This is a genomic window from Thermogutta sp. (assembly GCF_039793925.1).
Classification (GTDB): Bacteria; Planctomycetota; Planctomycetia; order Pirellulales; family Thermoguttaceae; genus Thermogutta.
The window spans coordinates 1-1,496 of sequence record NZ_JBAMME010000073.1; the positions used below are offsets into that span (position 1 = coordinate 1).

Sequence of the window (1,496 nt, forward strand, 5' to 3'; positions counted from 1 at the left end):
CCGAGACCTACCACCTCTACGAGTACGTCAAGGCCGGCACCCACTTCCCCTTCATCACTATCATCGAGAGCCCGACGCTCCTGGATGTGGCCGGCTACCTGCACGCCGTGCGCCGCGCCGACGCGCACGGATACGGCAAGTACTCGGCCAACCATGGCAAGTTCGACACCGAGTTCCTGGTGGTGGCCACCGGCTACCCCCGCTTCTCGGTGCTGGACATGCTCCAGTGGGCCGACGAGGGAACGCTGGAAAGCCATTTCGCCAACCAAGCGGTGCGCTTTGACGACCTGAACGGCAGCGTGGCGCTGTTCGGTGAGGAGATCGAAGCCCTGGCCGGAAAACTCATGGAGGCGTTCGACGAGTATTACCAGGCCCTGGGCTAGGAGGTGATGTGCCATGCTCTACGCCAGAGCCATCACCCTCCGAAACTGCGGGCGCTTCACCGTGGTGGCCTCCGACTTCGGGTCAGACTATCGTACCCATACGCACGTCACCAGCGAGGCGCTCTATGCCAGCCTGACCCGGGGGGCCACCTGGCGGCCGCGCCTGATAGACCTGAAAGACGACCCGGCCGATTTCACTCTGGCCTACGACGTGGCCGCCATGCCCATCTGGTTCCTGCCGGGCATCTTTGTGGCCGATGGAAGCCCTCGCCTGCCAGATGCAGCCCTGGATACAGCCGCCTTCAACGTGGTGCACGAGTTCTACCCAAGCACCAGCAAGGCCTATGTTTTCAAGAAGGGCGCTTTGGAGGAGAAGAAGAATCGACCCTACCACGTCCCGACCTACGGCACCATCCAGGCCGTCAAACCGGATCAGAGACTGATAACGTATGCCTTCTCACCCAGGCGGGCACTGTTGGAGGCCTTTGCCGAAGGCCAAACCTTCATTCTGGGCAAGAAACGGACGATGTTCCAGATCGTGGGCCTATCTGCGGTGGTCGAGGGGATGCAGAAGCGAGGGGAGTGTACCACCGGTTGGCTGGAGCTGCCGCCCAACTATGGAGGCCACTTCCAGAGTTTCGAGGTGGTGGCAGCCACCATGCGATACATCATCCTTCGAGGCACAACCCGGGGAGAAGTCAGCTATGTAGAGTTCATCTTTCCCGGTGGCAGTCTCTGCCTGCCGGATTTTTACCTGGCGCTGGTGCCGATCGATGAAGTAGCGGTGCACCGGCAGCGGATAAGCGGATAGCCGGTCGCCACCCCATCCACTTATCCGCTCCGCCAATGCCATCCGCTGCCAGGAGGTCACTTATTACTACAGCCGTAGATACTTGGGTGGGGGTTCTTCGTTCCCCTCGGGGCTTCGCATTATGAGCCCGGACGTTTACGTCCGGGCGATCGGCGCTGACCGAAACTGACCGAAACAAACGCAATAGGTATAACGTTGTCGAGGTTAACGGGAGAAAAATGGAGGATGGAACGAAGGGAATGCACCACTTCACCGCCCACCGTCTCCGCTTCATTACCGAAGTGCAGACGCCGGTGGAACTG

General features: G+C 60.4%; 3 protein-coding genes. 2 read left to right on the plus strand and 1 reads right to left on the minus strand.

The features are described from left to right. Nucleotides 1-383: hypothetical protein (locus ABJK56_RS02375; RefSeq protein ID WP_347243064.1), on the plus strand; the 383-nt coding region annotated here is incomplete at its 5' end. Nucleotides 384-396: 13 nt separating this feature from the next. Further along, nucleotides 397-1,194 (plus strand): hypothetical protein, encoded by a 798-nt coding sequence (locus ABJK56_RS02380; protein WP_347243065.1) that lies wholly within the window; start codon nucleotides 397-399, stop codon nucleotides 1,192-1,194. 119 nt (nucleotides 1,195-1,313) lie between these two features. On the opposite strand, the gene ABJK56_RS02385 is transcribed toward ABJK56_RS02380, so the two are convergent. Continuing rightward, the coding region (locus ABJK56_RS02385) for a hypothetical protein (RefSeq protein ID WP_347243066.1) at nucleotides 1,314-1,496 on the minus strand (183 nt) is incomplete at its 5' end.